This window comes from uncultured Nocardioides sp. (genome assembly GCF_947489365.1).
Classification (GTDB): Bacteria; Actinomycetota; Actinomycetes; order Propionibacteriales; family Nocardioidaceae; genus Nocardioides.
Map to the genome: position 1 here is coordinate 154,941 of NZ_CANLDB010000003.1, position 21,371 is coordinate 176,311.

The 21,371-nt window shown below is 74.6% G+C and carries 23 protein-coding genes; 15 read left to right on the top strand and 8 right to left on the bottom strand.

Features of this window, described 5'->3' with window-relative positions:
• Positions 1 to 33: 33 nt before the first annotated feature.
• Positions 34 to 1,350 (top strand): MFS transporter, encoded by a 1,317-nt coding sequence (locus Q0858_RS09810; RefSeq protein ID WP_299053366.1) that lies wholly within the window; start codon positions 34 to 36, stop codon positions 1,348 to 1,350.
• 46 nt (positions 1,351 to 1,396) lie between these two features.
• Positions 1,397 to 1,576 carry a hypothetical protein gene (locus Q0858_RS09815; protein ID WP_299053368.1) on the top strand — a complete coding sequence of 60 codons (180 nt, stop codon included), beginning with the start codon at positions 1,397 to 1,399 and terminating at the stop codon, positions 1,574 to 1,576.
• A 30-nt stretch (positions 1,577 to 1,606) separates the two neighbouring features.
• Here the strand turns inward: Q0858_RS09815 and Q0858_RS09820 are convergent, their stop codons facing one another.
• Positions 1,607 to 2,179 (bottom strand): hypothetical protein, encoded by a 573-nt coding sequence (locus Q0858_RS09820; RefSeq protein ID WP_299053370.1) that lies wholly within the window; start codon positions 2,177 to 2,179, stop codon positions 1,607 to 1,609.
• A gap of 85 nt (positions 2,180 to 2,264) precedes the next feature.
• Positions 2,265 to 3,734, bottom strand: coding sequence for a PLP-dependent aminotransferase family protein (locus Q0858_RS09825; RefSeq protein ID WP_299053372.1), 1,470 nt, complete (start codon positions 3,732 to 3,734; stop codon positions 2,265 to 2,267).
• A gap of 62 nt (positions 3,735 to 3,796) precedes the next feature.
• On the opposite strand from Q0858_RS09825, the gene Q0858_RS09830 reads away from it, so the two are divergent.
• From Q0858_RS09830 to Q0858_RS09855, 6 genes are all read left to right on the top strand, one after another.
• Positions 3,797 to 4,477: a hypothetical protein gene (locus Q0858_RS09830; protein ID WP_299053376.1), complete on the top strand. Its 681-nt coding sequence runs from the start codon at positions 3,797 to 3,799 to the stop codon at positions 4,475 to 4,477.
• Between the two features lie 10 nt (positions 4,478 to 4,487).
• Positions 4,488 to 5,894 carry a glutamine synthetase family protein gene (locus tag Q0858_RS09835; RefSeq protein ID WP_299053378.1) on the top strand — a complete coding sequence of 469 codons (1,407 nt, stop codon included), beginning with the start codon at positions 4,488 to 4,490 and terminating at the stop codon, positions 5,892 to 5,894.
• A complete protein-coding gene (locus tag Q0858_RS09840; protein ID WP_299053381.1) occupies positions 5,882 to 6,670 on the top strand; it encodes a hypothetical protein in 789 nt (262 codons plus the stop codon). The genes Q0858_RS09835 and Q0858_RS09840 overlap by 13 nt, the downstream gene beginning before the upstream one ends.
• A gap of 123 nt (positions 6,671 to 6,793) precedes the next feature.
• Positions 6,794 to 7,762 carry a permease gene (locus Q0858_RS09845; RefSeq protein WP_299053384.1) on the top strand — a complete coding sequence of 323 codons (969 nt, stop codon included), beginning with the start codon at positions 6,794 to 6,796 and terminating at the stop codon, positions 7,760 to 7,762.
• Positions 7,759 to 8,496, top strand: a complete 738-nt coding sequence (locus Q0858_RS09850; protein ID WP_299053387.1) for a TIGR03943 family protein — start codon at positions 7,759 to 7,761, stop codon at positions 8,494 to 8,496. The genes Q0858_RS09845 and Q0858_RS09850 overlap by 4 nt, the downstream gene beginning before the upstream one ends.
• A gap of 58 nt (positions 8,497 to 8,554) precedes the next feature.
• The gene (locus tag Q0858_RS09855) at positions 8,555 to 9,775 is read left to right on the top strand and encodes an LCP family protein (protein WP_299053390.1); all 1,221 of its coding nucleotides are present in this window, start codon (positions 8,555 to 8,557) and stop codon (positions 9,773 to 9,775) included.
• 478 nt (positions 9,776 to 10,253) lie between these two features.
• Here Q0858_RS09855 and Q0858_RS09860 read toward each other — a convergent pair whose 3' ends face one another.
• Together Q0858_RS09860 and Q0858_RS09865 are read right to left on the bottom strand one after the other, a co-directional pair.
• Positions 10,254 to 10,796, bottom strand: coding sequence for a DinB family protein (locus Q0858_RS09860; RefSeq protein WP_299053393.1), 543 nt, complete (start codon positions 10,794 to 10,796; stop codon positions 10,254 to 10,256).
• Between the two features lie 31 nt (positions 10,797 to 10,827).
• A complete protein-coding gene (locus tag Q0858_RS09865; protein ID WP_299053396.1) occupies positions 10,828 to 11,568 on the bottom strand; it encodes a TetR-like C-terminal domain-containing protein in 741 nt (246 codons plus the stop codon).
• Positions 11,569 to 11,659: 91 nt separating this feature from the next.
• On the opposite strand from Q0858_RS09865, the gene Q0858_RS09870 reads away from it, so the two are divergent.
• The 3 genes from Q0858_RS09870 to Q0858_RS09880 are packed head-to-tail and all read left to right on the top strand — an operon-like array spanning position 11,660 to position 13,564.
• Entirely contained in the window at positions 11,660 to 12,028 is a 369-nt protein-coding gene (locus Q0858_RS09870; protein ID WP_299053399.1) for a hypothetical protein, read from the top strand.
• Entirely contained in the window at positions 12,025 to 12,438 is a 414-nt protein-coding gene (locus Q0858_RS09875; RefSeq protein WP_299053402.1) for a hypothetical protein, read from the top strand. The genes Q0858_RS09870 and Q0858_RS09875 overlap by 4 nt, the downstream gene beginning before the upstream one ends.
• Positions 12,439 to 12,496: 58 nt before the next feature.
• Complete coding sequence (locus tag Q0858_RS09880; protein WP_299053405.1) at positions 12,497 to 13,564, top strand: ABC transporter substrate-binding protein; 1,068 nt, start codon at positions 12,497 to 12,499, stop codon at positions 13,562 to 13,564.
• Positions 13,565 to 13,597: 33 nt separating this feature from the next.
• On the opposite strand, the gene Q0858_RS09885 is transcribed toward Q0858_RS09880, so the two are convergent.
• Genes Q0858_RS09885 through Q0858_RS09895 form a run of 3 tightly spaced genes read right to left on the bottom strand, consistent with a single transcriptional unit; the run spans position 13,598 to position 16,574 of the window.
• Complete coding sequence (locus Q0858_RS09885; RefSeq protein WP_299053408.1) at positions 13,598 to 14,440, bottom strand: ABC transporter ATP-binding protein; 843 nt, start codon at positions 14,438 to 14,440, stop codon at positions 13,598 to 13,600.
• A complete protein-coding gene (locus Q0858_RS09890) occupies positions 14,437 to 15,531 on the bottom strand; it encodes an iron chelate uptake ABC transporter family permease subunit (protein WP_299053410.1) in 1,095 nt (364 codons plus the stop codon). The genes Q0858_RS09885 and Q0858_RS09890 overlap by 4 nt, the downstream gene beginning before the upstream one ends.
• Positions 15,528 to 16,574, bottom strand: coding sequence for an iron ABC transporter permease (locus Q0858_RS09895; RefSeq protein ID WP_299053412.1), 1,047 nt, complete (start codon positions 16,572 to 16,574; stop codon positions 15,528 to 15,530). Before Q0858_RS09895 ends, Q0858_RS09890 begins: the two co-directional genes overlap by 4 nt.
• Positions 16,575 to 16,700: 126 nt before the next feature.
• Here Q0858_RS09895 and Q0858_RS09900 point away from each other — a divergent pair, with 126 nt between their 5' ends.
• Together Q0858_RS09900 and Q0858_RS09905 are read left to right on the top strand one after the other, a co-directional pair.
• A complete protein-coding gene (locus Q0858_RS09900; protein WP_299053414.1) occupies positions 16,701 to 17,183 on the top strand; it encodes a glutathione peroxidase in 483 nt (160 codons plus the stop codon).
• 58 nt (positions 17,184 to 17,241) lie between these two features.
• Complete coding sequence (locus Q0858_RS09905; RefSeq protein WP_299053416.1) at positions 17,242 to 18,135, top strand: NAD(P)H-binding protein; 894 nt, start codon at positions 17,242 to 17,244, stop codon at positions 18,133 to 18,135.
• Positions 18,136 to 18,448: 313 nt separating this feature from the next.
• On the opposite strand, the gene Q0858_RS09910 is transcribed toward Q0858_RS09905, so the two are convergent.
• Positions 18,449 to 20,047, bottom strand: a complete 1,599-nt coding sequence (locus tag Q0858_RS09910; RefSeq protein WP_299053418.1) for an AMP-binding protein — start codon at positions 20,045 to 20,047, stop codon at positions 18,449 to 18,451.
• Between the two features lie 266 nt (positions 20,048 to 20,313).
• Between Q0858_RS09910 and Q0858_RS09915 the strand changes: the two genes are divergently transcribed.
• Both Q0858_RS09915 and Q0858_RS09920 read left to right on the top strand, forming a co-directional pair.
• The gene (locus Q0858_RS09915) at positions 20,314 to 20,862 is read left to right on the top strand and encodes a PadR family transcriptional regulator (protein ID WP_299053419.1); all 549 of its coding nucleotides are present in this window, start codon (positions 20,314 to 20,316) and stop codon (positions 20,860 to 20,862) included.
• The gene (locus tag Q0858_RS09920) at positions 20,859 to 21,326 is read left to right on the top strand and encodes a DUF1707 domain-containing protein (RefSeq protein ID WP_299053421.1); all 468 of its coding nucleotides are present in this window, start codon (positions 20,859 to 20,861) and stop codon (positions 21,324 to 21,326) included. Before Q0858_RS09915 ends, Q0858_RS09920 begins: the two co-directional genes overlap by 4 nt.
• Positions 21,327 to 21,371 lie beyond the last annotated feature (45 nt).

The window sequence follows — 21,371 nt, forward strand, 5'->3', positions numbered from 1 at the left end:
GACCGCCCGCGCCCCAGGCGTAGCGTCCTGGCAGTGGCGCGGGGAGGACCGGGGGGTCGACTGAGGTCGGGGCTGGGCGGCGTCCTCGCCGACACCCGCCCGCTGGCCGTCCCGGCGTTCCGGCGGCTCTGGATCGCCAACATCGTCACCGTCGTCGGCGCCCAGCTGACCGTCGTCGCGGTGCCCGCGCAGATCTACGCGATGACCGGCTCCTCGGCGTACGTCGGGCTGACCGGCGTGTTCGGCCTGGTCCCCCTCGTCGTGTTCGGGCTGTGGGGCGGGGCGCTGGCGGACTGGATGGACCGGCGCACCCTGCTCCTGCTCACCACCGTCGGGCTGATCGTCACCTCGGGGCTGTTCTGGCTGCAGTCCGCGCTGGCGCTCGAGCAGGTCTGGCTGCTGCTGGGGCTCTTCTCGGTGCAGCAGGCCTTCTTCGCGGTGAACCAGCCGGCGCGCAGCGCGATCATCCCCAAGCTGCTGCCCGACCACCTGATCCCCGCGGCGAGCTCGCTCAACACCACGGTCATGCAGGGCGGCGCGATCGCCGGGCCCCTGGTCGGGGGTGCCCTGATCCCGCTGCTGGGCTTCTCCTGGCTCTACCTGGCCGACACCCTGACCCTCTTCGCCACGCTGGCGGCGGTGGTCTCGCTCCCCGCGCTGCCGGCCTCGGGGGCCGCGTCGGTGCCGGGGCTGTCCTCGGTGATCGAGGGCTTCGCCTACCTGCGGACCCAGCCGATCCTGCTCATGTCGTTCGTCGTGGACATCATCGCGATGGTCTTCGGGATGCCGCGCGCGCTCTTCCCGGAGATCGCCGACACCTCGTTCGGCGGACCCGGCGAGGGCGGCATCGCGTTCGCGCTGCTGTTCGCGGCGATCCCTGCGGGCGCCGTCCTCGGCGGGGTGTTCTCCGGCTGGGTCTCACGCGTGGCGCGCCAGGGGCTCGCCGTCGTGGTCGCCATCTGCGTGTGGGGCGCCGCGATGGCGGCGTTCGGGCTCGCGGTCGGCCTGGCGGGCGGGACGGCGCTGCCGCTGCTGCCGTTCGCCGTGGCGGCCCTCGTGGTGGGCGGTGCCGCGGACATGGTGTCGTCGGTCTTCCGCAACACCATGCTGCTGACCGCCGCGGACGACGCCGTCCGCGGACGGTTGCAGGGCGTGTTCATCGTCGTCGTGGCCGGTGGTCCCCGCGTCGCGGACGTCGCCCACGGCGCCAGTGCGGCCGTGGTCGGCACCGCCGTCGCCGCCGCGGGCGGCGGCCTGCTCGTCGTCGTCGGGACCGTGGCCGCGGCCCTGCTGGTGCCCGCGTTCGTGCGATACCGGGTCGCTCTTCCGCCCCCGGCCTCCAAGCCCTAGCGTGGAGGGTTCCCCTGCACACCGTGTGCGGGAGAGGGAGGGCACCATGTTGCGCAACATCCTCGGGAAGGTCGCCGGCGGCGCGACGCGACGCCCGGCCGCAGGCGGCCGGACGACCCCGACCGCGGGCGCGGGTCGCCCCGCGGCCGGCGGCAGCGCGAACGGCGAGATCGCCCGCGGCGCGAAGAGCCTGATCAGCGGGCTGGCCCGCAAGCGCCGCCGCTGAGCGAGCCGTCGTACCGGGCAGCCCGCGGGGTCACCTGATCCCGCGGGTCGCCTGCTCCACGTCGACCCGACGCTTGACCCGCTTCATGCCGGGCAGCTTGGCCAGCATCTCGTTCAGCTCCTTGCTCACCCCGAGCAGGTCGTGGAGGTCGGGCGCCACGGTGCCGAGGCTCTCGAGCATCGGGATCACCTGCTTGTCGAGCTCGTCGACGAGCACCGGCAGCTGGTCCACCAGCTTCACCATCGCGTCGACCTCGCTGGGGTCCGTGGTGTCCGCGAGCCGCTCCAGCACGGGCTGCAGCTTCTCCAGCGACGGCTGGAAGGTGTCGAGGAGCGCCTGGAGCCGGTCCAGGGTCGGGCCCGTGCCGCCCAGCAGCACGTCGGCGTTCCTCCGCGTCTCGTCCACCCGCGCCACGACGCCGTCCGCCGCCACCCGGGTGGCCTCGATGCGCTCCAGCAGCGCGCCGACGTCGGCGAGCAGCAGGTCGACGGCGTCCAGGAGCCGGCTCAGCCGGGGGACCGCGTCGAGGACCTCCAGCACCGCGTTCCTCACCCGCTCCGCGAACGACACGACGGCCTGCGGCCCAGGGATCACCAGCGACATCGCCCCACCGTAGTGGCGTCCGCCACCTCCCACCCCGTTACCGACGGGTAGGTCGGCGGTCGGGCCCCCGCCGGTGCCGAGGCCCTCAGGCCACCATCACCGGCGAGGGGGCGCGGCGGCCGAGGGCAGCGGTGGTGCCCGGGCTGGCGAGGGTCTCGGCCCACGCGGCGGCCAGGCGTACGACGGCGTCCGTCATCACCGCGGGCGGCTGGGTGAAGGGCAGCCGCACGAAGCGGTCGAGGCCCCCCTCGGGGGCGAAGGCGGGGCCGGGGGCGAGCAGGACGCCGTGCTCGCGGGCGCGCACCGTGAGCGCCGTGGACAGCGGGCCGGGCAGGCGGCACCACAGGCACAGCCCGCCGCCGGGGCGGGTGACGGACCACGAGGGCAGGTGGGTCGCGAGCGCCTCCAGGGTCGCGTCGCGCGACGCCCGGAGCTGGGCCCGGCGCGCGGTGAGCACCTCCTCGCCCGCCGCCAGGAGGTCAGCGGCGACGAGCTGCTCCAGCACCGGGGTGCCGAGGTCGAGCGCCAGCCGCTCGGCGAGCACCGCCGCCAGCCGACCCTCCGGCACCCGCAGCCACCCCACCCGCAGGCCGCCCCAGTAGGGCTTGCTGACGCTGCCCACGCTCACCGCGTCCCCGGCGTGCGCGGCGAAGGGCAGCGGCATGTCCTGCCCCTCCAGGGGCAGGGCGACCATCGACTCGTCGACGACCGCCGTGGTGCCCGTACGACGCAGGGTCGCGGCGACGCGCTCGCGCGCGGCGTCGTCGCGCAGCACGCCGGTGGGGTTGTGGAAGTCGGGGATCAGGTAGGCCACCCGCGGCAGCACCTGCCGCAGCGTCGTGGCCAGCGGGTCGGTGTCGCTGCCGTCGTCCAGGACGTCGCTGCCGAGCACGCGACCGCCCGCCCGTGTGAGCGTCGCGATGGCGTTGGGGTAGGTCGGGCTCTCGGTGACCACGCGGTCGCCGGTGCCGAGCAGGGCCCGGGCGGCGATCGCGACGCCGGCGAGGGCACCGGGGACGACGACGACCTGACCGGGGTCGGTGGGCAGGCCGCGGCGGGCGTACGACTCGGCCACGGCCTCCCGCAGGACGGCGGTGCCCGACGGGTAGTAGCCGCTGCCGCCCAGGTGGGCCGGCAGCGCCTCGACGCCGCGCCGGTAGGCCTCGAGCACCTCCGGCACCGGGGCGGGCGCCGCGCAGGTGAGGTCGACGACGTCGCGGACGTCGTCCGGCAGGTCGTCGTCCGCGACCCCGGGGGCGAGCAGGTGGTCGCCGCGGTGGCCGCGGCCGGGCGGCAGCTGCGCGACGCTGCCGGAGCCCTGCCGGGAGGCGACGTGGCCCGAGTCCCGCAGCGAGGCGTAGGCCCGCGCGACCGTCGTCCGGCTCACGCCGAGGGCGGCGACCAGGTCGCGCTCGCTGGGCAGCCGGGCGCCGACCGCGACCCGGCCCTCCTCGACGAGGGCGCGGACGGCGTCCGCCAGGCCGGCGTACGCCGGGTCGCGGGGGAAGTCCCCGACGAGCGAGGCGAGCCGGGGAGCGGCGACCGTGCGAGTCATGCAGGCCACTTCACCACGATTGGACCTTGAGCGCCAGGATCCGGGGGGCCACCCTGGTCCACATGACCGCACGAGCCTCCACCCGTCGACCGCCCGTCACCCAGCTCGGGCCGGTCGCGCAGCTGCGCGCCGGCCGGCTCGGGCGGCGGCTGTCGCAGCTCGTCGTCGGCCTCGTCCTGTACGGCGCGAGCCTGGCGATGATCATCCGGGCCACCCTCGGCAACGCCTCGTGGGACGTCCTGCACCAGGGGCTCGCGCGGCACCTGCCGATGTCGATCGGCACCGCGGTCGTGCTGGTCAGCCTGCTCGTGCTCCTCGCCTGGATCCCGCTGCGGGAGACGCCGGGGCTCGGCACGCTGGCCAACACCGCGATCATCGGGCCGGTCGCCGACCTCACCCTGCTGGTGCTGCCGGCGCCCGAGGCGATGGTCTGGCGGGTCGTCCTGCTCGTGCTCGGGGTGGTGCTCAACGCCGTCGCCACGGCGCTCTACATCGGCGCCCGCTTCGGGCCGGGGCCCCGCGACGGCCTGATGACGGGCCTGCACCGCCGCACCGGGCTGCCGGTCGGCGTCGTCCGCACGGCGCTCGAGGTGTCCGTGGTCGCGGTCGGGTTCGTCCTCGGGGGCGTCGTCGGGCTGGGGACGGTCGTCTACGCCCTCGCCATCGGGCCGCTCACCCAGTGGCTGCTGCCGCTCTCGGTGGTCTCCCTCGAGGTCGATCGCGGGGGCGTCGAGGTCCGGTAGCGTCGCGGCCATGACAGCTGCAGGGGCGCACCCCGACCGCGCGGTGGACGCCGAGGAGCTGGCCCGCCGGCTCTCCTCGCGGGACGTGGTCGGCGTGACCATCGGCTGGGTCGACAACAACGGCGTCGTCCGCTCGCGGACCGTGCCGACCGCCGAGCTCCCGGCCGCCGTCCGGCGCGGGGTCGGCAACACCACGGCCTTCGCGGTCTTCGACTCCCACGACGGCATCACCTTCGCCCACGAGGGCCTCGCGACGCCGTCCGGGGACGTCCGGCTGGTGCCGGTCGTCGACGGCCCGCTCGGGGTCACCGCGACGGCGGGCCAGCCCGGGTTCGCGTTCGTCCCCGGCCGCCAGCTCACCGGCGAGGGCGAGCCGTGGGCGTACGACCAGCGTGCGGTCCTCGAGCGGCAGCTCGACCGCGCCGCCGACGCCGGCCTCGGGCTCGTGGCCGGCTTCGAGATGGAGATGGTCGTCTCCCACGAGGACGACCCGCTCGACCGCGACGGCGAGGTGCGGCCTGCGCAGCGCGGTCCGGCGTACTCGGCCAACGCGGTGCGCGACGTCGGCGAGTTCTGTCGCAGCCTGCTGGCCGACCTCGCCGCGGACGGTGTCCGCATCGGCCAGCTCCACGCCGAGTACGGCGGCTCGCAGGTCGAGATGGCCCTCTCGCCGCTGCCCGGCGTCGGTGCCGCCGACGCCCAGGTGCTGGCCCGCCAGACCGCGCACAACGCGGCGCGCAAGCACGGGCTCCGCCTCAGCTTCGCACCGGTCACCCTCATGGCGGGGGCCGGCAACGGGTGGCACCTCCACACCTCGCTCACCGGTGAGGACGGCCGCAACGCGCTCACCGGCGACGGCCCCCACGGGTTGTCCCCGACAGGGCTCGGGTACGTCGCCGGCCTGCTCGCCGAGCTGCCCGGCATCACGGCCGTCACCGCCCCCAGCACGGGGTCGCTGCTGCGTCGCCGGCCCGGCTTCTGGGCCAGCGCCTTCGGCTTCTGGGGCGTCGAGAACCGCGAGGCGGCGTTGCGTCTCGTGCCGTCCAGCGCGCTGCTCGGGCCGGACGCGACCAACGTCGAGCTCAAGGCCAGCGACGCCTCGGCCAACCCGTACCTCTCGCTCGCCGTCGTGCTCGCGGCCGGCCTGGCCGGCGTCGAGTCCCAGGCGACGCCCCCGGAGCCGATCGGCGAGGACGTCGGGACGTGGTCGGAGGAGGAGCGCGAGGCCGCCGGCATCACGCCCCTGGCCAGCACCGCCGCCCAGGCCCGGGAGGACCTGCTCGGCAGCGCGCTGGTCCGCGAGGTCCTCGGGGACGACCTGCTGGGGGCGTTCGTCGCCTGCCGTGACGCCGACGCCGCGTGGGCGGCCCCCCGCCCCGTCGACGAGGTGGTCGCGTCGCTGAGGTGGCTGTACTGAGCGCGCCCGACGACACCGGGGCCGCGTCCGTGTGGGCGCGGCTGCTGCGCTGCACCGGGGCCGACGAGGTCCTCGCCGTGCAGTCCGCCGGGCTGCCGCAGCCCGACCAGCTCTGCGGGCCCTTCGCGGCGCGGGCCGCGCTCCACGCCGTCCTGCCCGCCGACGCCGTCCCCGCTCTCGCCGACCTGGCGCTGGCGGCCGGGACCCAGCTGTGGCCCACCGACGACCCGACCTCGCGGCCACCCGGCGTACCCCCGCAGCCGTGGCGTGCCGAGGAGCGGGGCGGTGACCTGCCCGTCGCGGCGACCGAGGCCGAGGCCGGCACCCACGCCGCCGGTCTGGCCGCCGGGATCATCCGCGCCACCGGCGGCACCGTCGCGGTCGTGCCCGTACGACGGACGACCCCGGGGCCGTGGTCCGTCGGGGACGTCACCGGGCTGCTCGCCGCGGTGGCCGCGGCGCCGTACCCGATCGGGGTCGTCGGCAACGTGGCCACCGGGCCCCTCACCGACCAGGTCTGGGACGCCGGGCACTTCGTCGTCCTCTGGGGCCTCGACCCCGAGACCGGTGCGGTCGCGGTCGCGGACTCCTACGGCGAGCTCACCGGTCAGGGGGCGCCCCCGGGGTGCCGCCTGGTGCACCCCGCCGACCTGGCCGCGGCCCTCGGCCAGGAGCCGGGGCGCGGCCTGCTGATGCTCACCGCACCCGAGCACGCCGCGCTGCTCGCCGAGCGCGCGGTCGCGCACGGGCTCGTCCTGGAGACCTGGCAGACCTGAGCCGGTCCTCGGCCGGTCCTCGTCCGGCTGTCGGCCGAGCGTCGGCCGGTCGCAGCGTCCGGGGCGCTACCTTTGCGTCCGAGAGTCGTTCTCAACTGCGACCCACGACCCCAGGAGGTGAGCGTGACGACCACCGACGCCCCCGTGCGCCGGGGCGCGCGCCTCGGGCAGACCGAGCTCGTGCTGGCGCTGGTGCTCGCCGGGCTGGTGTCCCAGCGGTGGCTGGTGCCGGCCCTGGACGACGAGGCGCTCGCCACCTGGGCGACCACGTTCGTCGCGATCGTCGTCCAGGCCGTCCCGTTCCTGGTGCTCGGCGTGCTGCTGGCCGCCGTCATCTCCCACGTGCTCACCGACCGGGCGCTGGAGCGGGTGGTGCCGAAGCGGTCTGCGCTGGGCGTCCCGGCGGCGGGCCTCGCCGGCGTCGCGCTGCCGGGTTGCGAGTGCGCGTCGGTGCCGGTCTCGGCGAGCCTCATCCGCCGCGGCGTCGTCCCCGCGGTGGCGCTGACGTTCATGCTCGCCGCACCCGCGGTCAACCCGGTCGTCCTCGTCGCGACCGCCGTCGCGTTCCCCGACCAGCCGCTGCTCGTCCTCGCCCGCTTCCTCGCCTCGATGCTCACGGCGGTCGCGATCGGCTGGCTCTGGCTGTGGCGCGGTGGCCGGGTCCCGATGCGGCTGCCCCGCGGCGGGCGCGAGCACGGTGGCACCTTCCTGGGCTCGGTGCAGCACGACTTCCTCCACGCTGCGGGGTTCCTCGTCCTCGGTGCCGCCCTCGCCGCCGTCGTCAACACGCTCGTGCCGCGCGAGGTCCTGGACTCCGTCGCCGGGCAGGCAGTCGCCGGGATCGTCGCGATGGCGGTCTTCGCGTTCGTCGTCGCGATGTGCTCGGAGGCCGACGCGTTCGTCGCGGCCAGCCTCACGGCGTTCTCCGACACCGCCAAGCTCGTCTTCATGGTCGTGGGGCCCGCGATGGACATCAAGCTCGCCTCGATGCAGGTCGGCACGTTCGGCCGCGGCTTCGCGGTCGTCTTCGTGCCGCTGGTCGTGGTGGTCGCCACCCTCAGCGCCGTCGGTGTCGGGGGATGGCTGCTGTGAGCGCCCCGTCGCGGACCGCGATGACCCGCACCACCCAGGCCCTCGTCCTGACCCTGGTCGGCGCGACGCTCGTCCGGCTGACGCTGACCGACGCGTACCTGCGCTACGTCAACGCCTGGATGCGGTGGCCGCTGCTCGTCAGCGGCGTCCTGCTCGTGGCGGTCGCGCTCGCGCGGGTGCTGCGGGCCGACGAGAGGTCCGCGGACGAGGACGGCGTGACCGCGGACGAGCACCTGGACGGGCACGTCTCCCGCTCCGCGTGGCTGCTGCTCGCGCCGGTGCTGGTGGTGTTCACCGTCAGCCCGCCGGCGCTCGGGGCGTACAGCGCCGAGCGGTCCGCCAACGAGCTGCCGGCGTCGGCGGCCGAGGGCGCGGAGCTGCCCCTGCCCGCCTCCGACGGCCCGCTCGAGATCGACGTCGTCGACTTCGTCGTCCGCGTGCAGTTCGACGAGGCGAGGTCGCTCGTCGGGCGCGAGGTGGTGGTGACCGGCTTCGTCAGCGGCGACGAGGACGGCAACTGGTACGTCACCCGGATGGACATGAACTGCTGCGCGGCGGACGCGTCCGCGAACCGGATCATGGTCACGGGCCCCGCCGCCGAGGACGCCCCGGAGCGGAACTCGTGGGTCCGCGTGACGGGGGAGTGGGACCCGCTGGACGGCGGGCGACCCACCTCGGCGATGGCCGCGAGCGCCGTCGAACCAGTCGAGGCCCCTCGCAATACCTACGGTTAGGCGTTCGTCGTTCCCCTGCCGACGGTAGGTTCACGGGACAGGGAGCGGAGGACCGACCATGACCGGTCAGGACGAGGACGGCACGACCGGCGGGACGGACTCACCTCCCCCCGCCGCTGACGCCGTGCCCCGGTCGCGACGCCGCCGGGTGCTGAAGGCGGTCGGGCTCACGGTGCTCGTGCTCGCCCTGGTCGTCGGGATCGGCGGGTTCCTGGCGCTGCGCCAGCTGGACGGCAACATCACCAGCAACGACGTCCGCGACCAGCTGTCGAACCGCCCCGAGCGCGGCTACGAGGGCCCCGACGGGCCCCTCAACATCCTGGTGCTCGGCTCGGACGCCCGTGACGGCGAGGGCAACGACATCGACGGCCTCACCGGCGAGGGCGCCCGGGCGGACACCACGATCCTGCTGCACGTCTCCGAGGACCGCGAGGACGTGTACGGCGTCAGCCTGCCCCGCGACGCGGTGATCGACCGGCCCGACTGCGTCGACGACGACGGCAACGACGTCCCGGGCGAGGAGGACCAGCTGTTCAACACGGCGTACGCCGTCGCCGGTCCGGGCTGCGTGCAGCAGACCGTGGAGCAGCTCACCGGGATCTACATCGACCACTACGTCGTGGTCGACTTCGACGGGTTCGGCGACATGGTCGAGGCCGTCGGCGGGGTCGAGGTCTGCGTCCCGGTGGAGGTCGCGGACGAGGACAAGCAGATCTTCCTCGACGCCGGCACCCAGACGCTGGACCGCGACCAGGCCCTCGACTACGTCCGCGAGCGGTACGTCCTGTCGCCCAACTCCGACATCGGTCGCATGAAGCGCCAGCAGGCGTTCGTCGCGTCGCTGATCAACAAGGTGTCGTCCCGCGACATCCTGGCCCGCCCCGACAAGCTCTTCCGGTTCCTCGACGCGGCGACGAGCTCGCTGACCACGGACCCGGGCTTCGCCAGCACCCGCACCCTCGTCGGCCTCGGCCTGCAGCTCGACGGCACCGGCCTCAGCGACATCCAGTTCACGACGGTGCCGATCGTCGAGTACCCCCTCGACGCCAACCTGCTCGAGTGGGCCCCCGAGGCCGAGGGCCTGTGGCGCGAGATCCGCCGCGACCAGCCCCTCGGGCCGGAGTACTCCGGCGACGCCATCAGCGCCGAGGCGCCCGTGCCGGGTGGCTCGGGTGGCTCGGGTGGCGCCGGCGGTGGCGGCGGTAACGGTGGTGGTGGCTCGGGTGGCGGGGGCGGCGACGCCGGCCCCTCGCCCGAGGAGTTCGGCCTCTGCGGCTGAGCCCGTCCCGGTGATGCCGGTGTGAGTCCGTCTGCGGCCGAGCCTGATACCGGTGATCGAGGTGTGAGGCCGTCTGCGGCCGAGCCTCGAGATCCGGTGAGGGGTACGTCGGTCGGTCACCGGGTCTCGTGGCTCCTCGCCGGGTCTCGTCGTACCTCGACCCCGGTGGACGGGGTGCTCCGTGACGGTTCGCACCCCCCGGCGGCGTCCTGAGGTGCAGGACGTCACGGACTACCCGGGGATCCGGTGAGGGGTACGCCGGTCGGTCACCGGGTCTCGTGGCTCCTCGCCGGGGCTCGTCGCACCTCGACCTCCGGTGGACGGGCCCGGGCGTTGAGGGCGACCGATGCGCGGTGATCGAGGTGTGAGGCCGTCTGCGGCCGAGCCTCGAGATCCGGTGAGGGGTACGCCGGTCGGTCGCCGGGTCTCGTGGCTCCCCGCCGGGGCTCGTCGCACCTCGACCTCCGGTGGGCGGACCTCAGCCGAGCAGCAGCCCCCGGACGTAGGCCGCCTGGCCGAGGTGCTGGGTCACGTCGCCGAGGACGCTGACCAGGCGGGTGCCGACGGTGACCGGGGGGTCCCAGCCGGCGTCGACCACCGCGTCCAGATCGTCGGCGCCCAGTGACGGCAGCCAGGAGGCGGTCCGGGCGGCGACGGCGTCGAGGTACTCCAGCAGCAGGTCGCCGGGCGCGCGGACGGCGGCGACGTCCTCGTCGTCGTGCCCGTAGCCGATGTCGTCCACCGGGAGCGGCAGCGCGAGGCGGTCGGCGTACCCCTCCGTGACGTGCACCTGGGTGGCGGCGGGCGAGTCGGGGTCGAGGACGGCCGCGACCCCGGCGACGTGGTCGTCCCACACCCGGGCGGAGTGCCACAGCAGCCACGCCACCGGGTTGCCCCGGCCGCGCCCCTCCGGCAGCGCGGGCCGCAGCAGGAGCTGGCCCTCGTCGAGCCCGGACGCGGCACCGTGGCCGAGGTCGGGCAGTCGTCCGAAGGCGTCGAGCAGAAGGTCGGCGGGCTTCATCCGCCCACCCTAGGCGCGTCGCCGGGGGACCTCAGGCGATGCCGGCGCCGTCGATGAGCGCCCGCACGTGGGCGTCGAAGGCCCGGTCGAGGTCGACGAAGACCGCGCCGAGCTGGCCGCAGGCCTCGAGCATCAGGTAGCCGTGCATGCCGGCGCTGAGGCTCGCGAAGGTCAGGGCAAGTCGCGGGTCGAGGTCCCGGGCGGCGGCGAGCAGCGCGGGTCGTACGCCGGGCTGGGCCCGGCCACCGGGGATGGTCGTGGTGTCGATCTGTCCCCGGGCGTGCCCGTCCCGCAGGATGTCGAGCAGCGGGCCGTAGAACCAGGCGACCCCCTCGGCGGCGACCGTCTCGGTCATGAGCGGGCGCGACGTCGGGCCCAGGACGAGGGAGAACTCGACCGGGTTCGACAGGGCCCAGTGCCGGTAGCCCCGCGCGTAGCCGAGCAGGCGGTCCCGGCAGCTGCTGGCGGCGGGGACACGGGAGGTGGCCGCCATCGCCTCGTGGGCGTCGACGGCGATCTCGAAGAAGATCCGGCGGATCAGCTCGTCACCGGAGCCGACGTGCCGGGCGACGTCGCGGGGGTCCACGCCGGCCCGGCGGGCCACGGCGCGGATCGACAGGTGGTGCCGCTGGCACAGCTCGGTGCGGGCGACGCCGACCACGCGGGCGACCAGGGCCAGCCGGTCGCCGGGATCGGCGTCGGTGGCACCGCCGGGCGCGGCCGCGGGCTCTCCCTCGACGAACGGGTGGGTCGCGTGGGGCGTGGCGGTCATGGTCACCTCCGGTGGGGTCCTGCCCCGGGAACGTAGGGGCGGGGTGGCACCCCGCGCAGGAGAACGCCAATATCCGCGCCACACTGGACCCGTGGTCGTCTGGCTCCAGCTCACGGTGGTCGCCCTGTCCCTGGCCGTCGCGCTCCTCGCGGCCGCCTACCTCGTGCCGGACCGCCGTCCGGACCGGTGGTTGGTGGGCCTGACCTGGCTGCTCGAGGCGGCGCTCGTCGTCCAGCTGGTGGTGGGTGTCGTGCTGCTCGTCACCGAGTCGCCGGACATCGCCGTCGCGACCTACCTGGGCTACCTCGTCGGCTGCCTGGTGCTGCCGCCGGTCGCCGTGTGGTGGGCCCGCGGCGAGCCGAGCCGCTCGGGCACCGCCGTCCTCGTCGTCCTGGGGGTCGTCGTCCCCTTCCTCGTGCTGCGCCTGCAGCAGGTCTGGGAGCCCGGGTGGTACCTGTGAGCCCCACCGGCCCCGCACGCAGCACCGGCACCGGCCGGGGGCCGGGCCGCGTCCTCGTCGCCCTGTACGGCGTCTTCGCCGTCGCCGCCACCGGACGCTCCGCCGTCCAGCTGTCCCTGCAGGCCTCCGAGGCGCCGTTCCCGTACGCCCTGTCCGCCCTCGCCGCGCTGGTGTACGTCGCCGCCACGGTCGGGCTGGCCGTCGACCGCCCCTGGGCCCGTCGTACGGCGTGGACGGCGGTCGGCGTCGAGCTCGTCGGCGTCCTCGTGGTCGGCACGCTGAGCCTCGCGGACCCCGTGCTGTTCCCCGACGACACGGTCTGGTCCGTCTTCGGCCGGGGCTACGGCTTCCTGCCGCTGGTGCTGCCGTTCCTCGGCCTCGCGTGGCTCCTGCGGACCCGCCCCCGCTGATCCGGCGCCGATGTATAAGGTGAGCCTAACCTCACCCGACGTCCCCGCTGGAGCACGCATGACCACCTCGCGCCGCCGGTTCCTCACCGGCCTCTCGTCCCTCGCCGTCGCCGTGCCGGTCCTCGCCGCCTGCGGCGTCGACGGGTCCACCTCCGACGGCTCGAGCGCGGGGACGGAGGAGTCCGGCGCCGCCGAGGAGTTCTCCCCGGTCGAGATCGAGCACAAGTACGGCACCACCACGATCGAGCAGCGACCCACGAAGGTCGCCGTCGTCGGACTGATGGAGCAGGACGCCCTGCTCGCGCTCGGCGTCGCCCCGGTCGCCACCACGTTCTGGTTCGGCGAGGCCGACGGCCGCATCTTCCCCTGGGCCCAGGAGGCCTTCGACGCCACCGGCGCCGAGCTGCCGACCGTCCTGGAGAACCCCGACGGCATCCCGGTCGAGGAGGTCGCCGGCCTCGCCCCCGACCTGATCATCGGGCTGTACTCCGGCATGACGAAGCAGGAGTACGAGAAGCTCTCCGGCATCGCGCCGACCGTCGCGCAGTCCGCCGAGTTCGGCGACTACGGCATGCCGTGGGACGAGATGACCCGCACGATCGCCCGCGCCGTCGGCAAGGAGGACGAGGGCGAGGAGCTCGTCGCCTCCGTCACCGAGCAGATCGAGACCGCGGCCGCCGACAACGCCGACGTCTTCGGGGGCAAGGCCGTCGCCGTGGTGACGCCGTACGAGGGCCTGTTCATCTACGGCCCCGAGGACCCCCGTGCCCGCATGCTCGACCAGCTCGGCATGACCTTCCCCGACGTCCTCCTCGAGGAGCGCCCCGAGGGCGAGTTCGGCTGGTCGGTCAGCGCCGAGCGCACCACGGACCTCGGTGAGCTGGACGGCGTGGTCTGGCTCGACCTCGGCAACGCCGACGCCGGCATGACGCGCCTGTGGGAGTCCACGACCCCCGCCGAGGAGAACGCGTTCGTCGACATCAGCGACGCGGACGGCGCCTACTACGTCGGCCACTCCATGGTCACGCCGCTGTCGATCCCCTACGTGCTCGAGCGCTACGTCCCGCAGCTCCAGGCCGTGCTGGACGGCGACCCCGACACCGAGCCGCCGGCACCCGAGGCCTGAGGCACCCCCCAAGAGGCACCCCGGCGTCGTCCCTCACTCCAGGTGGTGGGAGCGGGGGACGACGATCGGCAGCCCGGTCCGCGGGCACGGCAGGACGTCGGCGACGAGCCCGAAGACGTCGGCGAGCAGCTCGGTGGTGAGCACGGAGCCCGGGTCGCCCTGGGCGACGACCTCGCCGGCGGCCATGACCACGATCCGGTCGGAGTAGCGGGCCGCGAGGTTGAGGTCGTGCAGGACCATCGCCACGGTCCGCCCCCGCTCCCGGTTGAGGCGGCAGACCAGGTCGAGCACCTCGACCTGGTGGGCGAGGTCGAGGAACGTCGTGGGCTCGTCGAGCAGCAGCAGGTCGGTGTCCTGGGCCAGGGTCATCGCGATCCAGGCCCGCTGGCGCTGACCCCCCGAGAGCTGGTCGAGAGCGCGGTCGCGCAGGTCGAGGGTGTCGGTGGCGGCGAGGGCCTCGTCGACGACGCCCTCGTCCTCGCGGCTCCACTGCTGGAACCACCGCTGGTGGGGGTGCCGGCCGCGGGCGACGAGGTCGCCGACCACGAGGCCGTCCGGCGCGACGGGGCTCTGCGGCAGCAGGGCCAGCCGGCGCGCGACCTCCTTCGTCGGCACGCTGCCGATCGGGGTCCCGTCCAGGAGCACCGCCCCACTCGTCGGGGTGAGGAGCCGGGCCATCGTCCGCAGCAGGGTGGACTTCCCGCAGCCGTTCGGGCCCACGATCGTGGTGACCTTGCCGTCCTCGATCTCGAGCGAGAGGTCGCGGACGACGGGGGCGCCGCCGTACCCGACGGTGACCTTCTCGGCGTACAGCCGGGAGGACCCCGTCGACGTGCCGGTCGTGGCGGGGGCGCCGGGGTGGAGGGAGGTGGTCATGCGGAGACCTTCCGGTTGACGCGGATCAGCAGCCAGATCAGGTACGGCGCCCCGAGCACGGCGGTCACGACGCCGGCGGGGACGCTGAACGGGAGCAGCACGCGGCCGATGACGTCGGCGGCGACGACGAGCACGGCGCCGAGGACCATCGACGCGACCAGCGGGGGCCGGGAGCCGCCCACCAGCCGCAGCGCGATCTGCGGCACGGCGAGGGCGACGAACTCCAGCGGTCCCGCCGCGGAGACGGCGAGGGCGGTGACGGTCACGGCGACGACGAGCATGCCGAGCTGCGTGGTCTGCAGCCGGACGCCGAGCCCGCGGGCGCTGTCGTCGCCGAGCTGGAGGGCGTTGAGGTGCCGCACGAGGAGCAGGGCGACGGGGACGGCGACCCCCAGGCCGACCGCGACCGGGACCGCCTGCTCCCACGAGCGCGCGTTCAGGGAGCCGGTGAGCCAGACCTGGGCGCTGGCGACGTCCTGCAGGCGGGCGGAGACGAGCAGCCACGACACCATCGCGGCGAGCGCGAACGACAGCCCGATCCCGACCAGCACGAAGCGTTGGCCGTCCACGCCGCGGCGCCACGACAGCACGTAGAGCAGGACGGCCGCGCCGAAGCCGCCCGCCAGGGCGGAGCCGGCGAGCCCGAGCTGCGCCAGCAGGCCGGCGACGCCGGCCGAGGACGACCCGACGAGCAGCAGGTAGCCGACCGCGCCGACCGCGGCACCGTCCGTGACCCCGAGGATGTCGGGGCTGGCCAGGGGGTTGCGGGCGAAGGTCTGGCACAGCGCGCCGGCGAGGCCGAGCGACGCGCCGACGAGCAGCGCGACGCTCGCCTGCGGCAGGCGCAGGTCGAGGACGATGAAGGTGGCGCCCGGGACGTCGGCCCCGCCGAGGACGGCGACGACGTCGCGCAGCGGGACGGCGACGTCACCCAGCGACAGGTTCACCGCGAGGACCGCGACGAGCAGGACCAGGGAGGCGAGCGTGACCCACAGGGTCCGCAGCGGGACCCGGCCCGACACCGGTCCGACGCGGAGGGGGGCGTGCGCGGGACCGGTCCGCGGCGGCCGGGGCGTCAGCAGGGCGCTCACAGCCGCACCATCCGGGCGCGTCGTACGAGCAGGATGAAGACGGGGCCGCCGACCAGCGCCATGACGATGCCGACCTGCAGCTCGGCGGGGACCACGAGCACGCGCCCGAGCACGTCCGCCAGCAGCAGGACGATCGCCCCGAGCACCGCCGAGTACGGCACCAGCCAGCGGTGGTCGACGCCCGCGAGGTACCGCGCCACGTGGGGGACGGTCAGCCCGAGGAACACGATGGGGCCGCAGGCGGCGGTCGCCGCGCCGCAGAGCAGCATGACCGCCGCGAGGCCGAGCGCCTTGTGGGCGGTGGGGTTCAGGCCGAGGGCCGAGGCGGCGTCGTCCCCGAGCTGCAGCAGGTTGAGGCCGGGGATGCAGAACGCGGCGAGCAGGATCCCGACCGCCATGAACGGCGTGACCTGGGCCAGGATCGACAGGTCGCGGCCGGCGACCGAGCCGACGATCCAGAACCGGTAGTCGTCGAGCGTGAGGGTGTCCCGGACGAGGATGGTGTTGGTGACCGCCTGCAGCAGCGCGGTGACCGCGGTGCCCGCGAGGACGAGCGTCACGGGGTCCGGTCCGCGCCGGGTGGTGCCGATCCCGAAGACCGCGGCGCCGGCGAGCCCGGCGCCGAGCAGGGCGAACCACGCGTAGCCGGCGGGGGTCGTGACGCCCAGCAGGAAGATCGCCAGCACGACGGCGAAGGCGGCGCCGGCGGTGAGGCCGAGGAGCCCGGGGTCGGCCAGCGGGTTGCGGGTGTAGCCCTGCATCAGGGTGCCGGCGAGGCCCAGGCAGATGCCGACGGCCACGGCGATGACCGTCCGGGGGACCCGCAGCTCGCGGACGATGGTGGCCGCCTCGCTGCCGTCCGCGCCGAGGAGGACGCGCAGCACGGTGTCCGGAGCGATGGGCCGGGAGCCGACGGCCAGGCTGAGCAGGGCGGCGGCGGCGAGGACGACGACGAGCACGAGCAGTCCGCGCAGCGACCCCTGGCGGAGCCGGGAGGGCCCGGACGCCGGTGCTGCCACCGGTCCCGTCGCCGTCGTGGTCATTAGGACAGCCTAACCTCTGCTGCGGCGGACTGGCGCGGCCCGGAATGCGGCCGGAGGCATCCGGGTTACCGCTTGACGCCGAACCACCCCCGCACGCCCTTCCCGCAGACCCCCCAGGAGCCGACAGTGACGACCCTGACCGACTTCAGCGCCACCACCCTGACCGGTGAGGACCGCGACCTCTCGGCGTACGCCGGGAAGGTCGTCCTCGTGGTGAACACGGCGTCGCAGTGCGGGTTCACCCCGCAGTACGAGGGCCTCGAGAAGCTCTACCAGGAGTACGGCGACGAGGGCTTCGTCGTCCTGGGCTTCCCGAGCAACCAGTTCGGCGGGCAGGAGCCCGGCAGCGACGAGGAGATCGGCTCGTTCTGCCAGAAGAACTACGGCGTCAGCTTCCCGATGTTCTCCAAGATCGACGTGAACGGCCCGGAGGCCCACCCGCTCTACCAGTGGCTGAAGGACGAGAAGGGCGGGATGCTCGGGGAGAAGATCCGGTGGAACTTCACCAAGTTCCTCGTCGGCAAGGACGGCCGGGTCGTCAAGCGCTACGGCTCGACCACCAAGCCGGAGAAGATCGCCTCCGACGTCGCGCGCGAGCTGAAGCGCTGACGCCTCCCGGGTCCGCCCGCCGCCCCGGCGGGTACACAGGACCCATGGAGGTCTGCTCATGAAGGTGCTGGTCACCGGCGCCACCGGGTACGTCGGCTCGCTGCTCGTCCCGGCCCTCGCCGAGGCGGGCCACGACGTGAGCGCCGCCAGCCGGTCGAGGGTCGGTGACCACCACTGGCCGGACGGCGTCCGCGGCGTCCACTTCGACGTCACCGAGCCCGACAGCGTGCGGGCCGCCCTCGACGGCCAGGACGCGGCGTTCTACATGGTCCACTCGATGGAGTCCGTCGACTTCGCCCAGCTGGACCGGGAGGCGGCCCTGCTGTTCGCGGGCGCCTGCGAGGACGCCGGCGTGTCCCGGCTGGTCTACCTGTCGGGGCTGGTGCCGGACGGCGTCCTGAGCGAGCACCTCCGCTCCCGGCTCGAGGTCGAGGAGCTCTTCCTGCAGTCCTCCGTGCCGACCGTGGTGCTGCGGGCCGCGATGGTGGTCGGCGCCGGGTCGACGTCCTTCGAGCTGCTGCGCCGCATCAGCCGCCGCGTGCCGGTCACGCCGGTCCCGCGCTGGATGCACAGCCGCATGCAGCCCGTCGCGATCGACGACGTCCTGCACCTGCTGCTGCGCTCCCTGACCACCGACGCCACCGGCCGCGCGTACGACGTCGGCGGCGACGAGGTCGTCACCTACCCGGAGCTGCTCAAGCTCTTCGCCCGCATCGACGGCATCAGCCGCCTGCAGCTCAGCCCCCCGATCGCCCCCCGCTTCCTCGTGGGCCCGGTCGTGGCCGCGCTGGCCGGCATGGACAGCGACGAGGTCACCGCGCTCATCGAGAGCCTGCGCCACGACATGGTCTGCACCGAGGACGACGTCCGCTCGCTCGTCGCCGCCCCCGGCCACCGCTTCCTCGGCGTCGAGGAGTCCATCCGCTCCGCCCTCGCCGACACCCGCGCCTGACCGCCGTCACACCCGCCCCGGCCTCGCACCCCGACCCTCCCACCACCGCTGGTCGAGCGGCAGACGAGCGCAGCGAGTCCGCGTCGTCGAGACCCGGTCGTCGGTGGTTGAGGTGTGAGGAGCGCCAGCGACGAGCCTCGAAACCCGGTGAGGGGTCAGGCGGTCTGTGGGGTCGCGGGGTCTCGACGACGCGCGCTCGCCGGGGGCTCGCGTGCTGCTCGACCAGCGGTGGTCGGAGTGGTCGGTCCGGTTGCCGGGTCTCGTGGCTCGGCCGTGGCCGGCCTCGCACCTCGACCTCCGGAGAGCGGGTCGGTCAGTCCCGCAGCGCCGCCCGGCGGATCTTGCCGGTCTGGGTCTTGGGGAGGTCCTCGACGACGTGGACCTCCTTCGGGACCTTGTACGCCGCCAGCCGCTCCCGGACGACGGCGGTGAGCTCGTCGGGGGTCGCGGAGCCGCCGCCGACGAGCGCGACGTACGCCACGACCGACTCGCCCTGGTAGTCGTCGGGCCGGCCGACGACGGCGGCCTCGCGGACGGCGGGGTGGGTGTGGAGGGCGTCCTCGACCTCCCGGGGCCACACCTTGTAGCCGGAGACGTTGATCTGGTCCTTGAGCCGGTCGACGAGGTAGACCCAGCCCTCGTCGTCCACGACGGCGACGTCGCCGCTGCGCAGCCGACCGCCGGGCATGGCCTCCTCGGTCGCGTCCGGGCGCCGCCAGTAGCCGGGCACCACCTGCGGGCCGCTCATCTCGAGCTCGCCCTGCTCGCCGGCGGCGACGGGCTCGCCGTCCGACCCGAGCACGCGCAGCGTCATGCCCGGCAGCGGCTTGCCCACCGACAGCGTCCCGCTCGCGGGGTCGACCGGCGCCCGCTCGCCGAGCGGCACGGCGATCACGCCCGAGCAGGTCTCCGTCATCCCGTAGGCGTTGTGCACGTAGACCCCGAAGCGCGCCTCGACACGCTCGACGGTGGACGGCGGGATGGGGGCGCCGCCGGAGTACATCGCCGTCATCGACGTGAACGCGTCCGCCGGCGGGTCGGGAACCTCGAGCATCGCGGAGAAGGCGGTGATCGACCCGATGGTGGTGGTCACGCCGTGCTCGGCGAACGCGTCCAGCGCGACCGCCGGTGCGAAGCGGTGGGCGAGCACCAGCGTGGTGTCGTGGACCAGGGAGACGACCGCGTTGATGACCGCGCCCGTGATGTGGAACAGCGGTGCGGTGGCGAAGCAGACGCCGCCGGGACCGAACCCGGTCCACTCGGCGTAGCTGCGGCACACCGCGAGGACGCCGGCATGCGTGTTCATCGCGCCCTTCGCGCGGCCGGTGGTGCCGGAGGTGTAGCAGAGCATCGCGATCGCGTCACCGCCCGGCGACGCATGCTCCACCGTCGCGCCCTCTTGGGCGCGGACGAGGGCGGCGAGGTCGTCCTCGGCCGGGGGCGCGGTGTGGGGGGAGTCGCCGAACACCCGGGGGTCGTCCCGGGTCTGCAGGTCGCGCGACGAGGCGCCCACCACCCAGGGGGCGTCGGGCCCGTCACCGAGCGCGGCCCGGGTGCGGTCGAGCTCCGCGAGGTCCGTCACGACCCCGACCGCCTCGGAGTCGACCACCAGCGCGGCCAGCTCCTCACCGCGGTACATCGGGTTCAGCAGCACCGCGGACGCGCCGAGCTTCCACAACGCCAGCATGGACAGCGGGAACCACGGCACGTTCTGCAGGTGCAGCCCGACGTGGTCGCCGGCGGTGACCCCGAGCCCGGCGTACGCCGCGGCGAGCTCGTCGCTCAACCGGTCGGCCTCGGCGGCGCTCAGGACCGTGTCGAAGTAGGCCAGCGCGGGACGGTCCGGGGCGGTCGCCACCCGGTCCCGCCAGGCCGCCACGAGATCGGTGTCGACGGTGCGGGTCTCGCTCATCGGCCCATCCTGCCCCGGATGTCGAGCCACCCCTTGTGTCGTCCAGCGATACGAGCGTACGGTTGCGATATATCGCAGAGTGTCGGTGACACTCACGACTGTCGGGAGGGCAGGACATGCACGGTGGACACGGTGGACACGGTGGACGTGGCGGGTGGCAGGGCGGCTGGGGCGGACCCGGGTTCGGAGGGTTCGGCGGACCGGGAGGACCCGGGGGCCACAAGGGTCGCGGCGGACCGCCCCCGTGGCTCGCGGAGATGCTGGGCATGACCCGGCCCGAGCCGCCGCGGGCCCCGCGCGCCCGGAAGGGTGACGTCCGGGCGGCGATCCTCGACGTCCTCGCGGCGGAGCCGATGAACGGCTACCAGCTCATCCAACAGATCGCCGAGCGCAGCGGCGGCCAGTGGCGCCCGAGCCCCGGCTCGGTCTACCCGACGGTCCAGCAGCTCGAGGACGAGGGCCTCGTCGAGGGCGACCAGGCCTCGGGCCGTCGGACGCTGCGGCTGACCGAGCAGGGCCAGGACTACGTCGCCGAGCACCCCGAGGAGCTCGCCGCCGTGTGGGAGCCGTTCCTCGACGAGCCGAGCAAGGCCGGCGGTGACGCCGGCGGGTTCATGCCCGAGGTCGGGCAGACCCTCAACGCCGTGTGGCAGATCGTCTCCTCGGGCACCGACGAGCAGCGACGTCAGGCGGTGGCGATCATGGCCGACGCGCGTCGCCGCCTCTACCAGCTGCTCGCGGACGGCGAGGCCGGCGAGGCGGAGGACCTGGACGGCAAGGACGGCGGGGAGCGGGCGTGGGGAGAGCTGCGATGAGCGTGCCGGAGTCCGGTCTGCGGATCGGCGACGCCGACCGCCAGCGCGCGGCCGAGGCGCTGGCCGAGCACTTCGCGACCGGCCGTCTCGACTCCGACGAGTACGACGAGCGCGTCGGCCGGGTGTGGCTGTCGAAGACACGCGGCGACCTGCCGCCGCTGTTCGGCGACCTCCCGGGCGGCACGCCCCCCGAGCTCCGTCTCGCCCCGGTCCCGCCGCCGGACGGGCGGACCCACTGGGTCGCCGGACCGGGGGCCTGGAAGGAGCCGCAGGGCGGGCTGGGCGCCGTCCGGCAGAGGCTGTCCGGCCTGCCGGTCTGGGCGATCGTGCTGCTCACCCTGGTCGCGATCGCCGTGGTCTCCAGCGCGTTCCCGTTCCTCGTGGCCGGTGCGATCGTCTGGTTCTTCGTCGCCGGACCCGGCAGGTGCTCGACCTCGCGCCAGCGCGGGCCCCGTCGCCGATGAGGCGCCGATGAGGCGCCGATGAGGCGCCGATGAGGCGCCGGTGAT